Annotated in this window: 2 protein-coding genes; both read left to right on the plus strand. The window is 47.8% G+C overall.

Going from position 1 to position 1849, the window contains the following annotated elements; all coding sequences use genetic code 11:
- Window positions 1–187 (plus strand): hypothetical protein (locus LLG46_12175; protein ID MCE5324056.1); only part of this gene is annotated, 187 nt, incomplete at its 5' end.
- A gap of 228 nt (window positions 188–415) precedes the next feature.
- Complete coding sequence (locus LLG46_12180) at window positions 416–1678, plus strand: type II secretion system protein GspG (protein ID MCE5324057.1); 1263 nt, start codon at window positions 416–418, stop codon at window positions 1676–1678.
- The last annotated feature ends 171 nt before the right edge of the window (window positions 1679–1849 follow it).

The raw sequence follows: 1849 nt of genomic DNA on the forward strand, positions 1-1849 counted from the left end.
ATGCCGGTTGGACCCGGTCGGATTTTCAGACGGCCTGCGCTGCTGCCGGTCGTACCAGAGCAACCGGCATACAGGGCAAAGGGGCGGCATTACGTATGCAACCACGGACGGAGAGTGTGTGGGTGAAGGTGGAATGATTGCGGTGCGAGTTGGCAACATTTTTGGCAACATCCTGTTCGACTCATAACGCCCACATAACGCCCACAAACGACTTTTCATATTGGAAGTTATCTTCTATAATATCTATATCGACCCGTAATAATCGATGGTGTCGGTGTCAAATAGAACTTAAAATCCGCCGAGGCAACTCATGAGGGTTCGAGTCCCTCCCCGGCCACCAATCCCATGTTGAACTACTAAACTTGAATTACCCGGTTATCTCTAAACATCTATCAACTAAAAGGACTTGACACAAGTGGCTCATCAGAAAAAAGACGGGAAACTACTGTTTGTTGTAATTTCGGTTGTAATTGCACTGGCCGCAATCATAGCACTTAGGTTCTACACATCGAATGTCACTCCAAGACTATCCGTTCCTGCTCGAAAAATGCCCTCACCAAACGCTTATGATTATTCCGTTGCAGCATCGAAAGCTATCGTTGACGCAAACAGTATAAGCAACGCGGCATATGAAAATCCTAAAGGCAAACAAACGCTTACTGAATGGAAGCAAATACTGGATGATAACGCCGAAGCGTTTAAAACGTTACGCAAAGGGTTTTCATTTGAGTACAGGCAGCCGATGCAAACTTGGACAGTCGGAACGTGGCCACCATTTCCAAAGTTTCGTAATATGGGGCGACTGCTAAAGCTCGACGGTAGATTAAAGGCTGCACTTGGCGACTGGAAGGGCTCGATGGACAGCTATCTGGATGTCGTGGAGTTCAGCATTGACATCCACAAAGGTGGGAATGACTTTAGCCTTTTAGTGGGAACTTCTATTCGGTCTCTGGTAGCTCAAGACATCTGGGACTCTGCTAAAAAACTGAACAGAGCTGAAGCCAAAGCTGCCGCAAGGCGGCTGGAAAAGCTGATGGCAGGTAAGCCGGATTTTACCGAAGTGCTGGAAAACTGCAGCTTATCCACCCAAGTTGAGATGATGCCGATTCTGGAAAGCTCCGACTGGAGAAAGTATGTCCCCATGATCGCATTGAATGACAGGACAGATTGGAAGGACCGCGCACGGCTACTGACCTGCACTAAAAGCCAGGTTCTCAATAACTATAAGAACTTTATGGACCAATATATCGATAGTGTCAGCAAAGGTTCTTACACTGCCCATATCAAGGTCACACCCAATTACCCATACGGAAAAGAAATGGTCGATCTTTACGACAGGATATGGTTCGACTACACTTACAAGACTGAAGCCCGAAACGCTCTCCTGCTGGTCTCATTGGCGCTACAGGCTTATCATTCTGACCACGGCAACTATCCGAGCAGACTCCAGGACCTCGTCCCGGCTTATCTGAGCACGATACCAAAAGATCCTTTTAACACAAAAAGACCGCTCATCTACAAAAAGACAGCCAAGGGTTATCTACTCTACAGTGTGGGACCGGATGGTGTGGATAATGGCGGCAATCCGGTTTGTGATTCAAGATATAAGATGCCTCAGGACCGCTATCTGATACATCAGGACAGCAAGGGGGATATGGTTGCGGGAATCAACCGTTAATATTTCAGCCTATTCAAATCAAGCATTTTTGATCGAGTAGGTGAGGCCGTCACCGACCTCACCTCTCACACCACCGTACGTGCCGTTCAGCATACGGCGGTTCACGAGAATCAAGCGAAGCTCTGATGTGTATAGAGCAAGCTTACAAGTCCCTGTCTGCGGAGAAAGGCG

Source organism: bacterium, assembly GCA_021371935.1.
GTDB lineage: Bacteria > Armatimonadota > UBA5829 > UBA5829 > UBA5829 > UBA5829.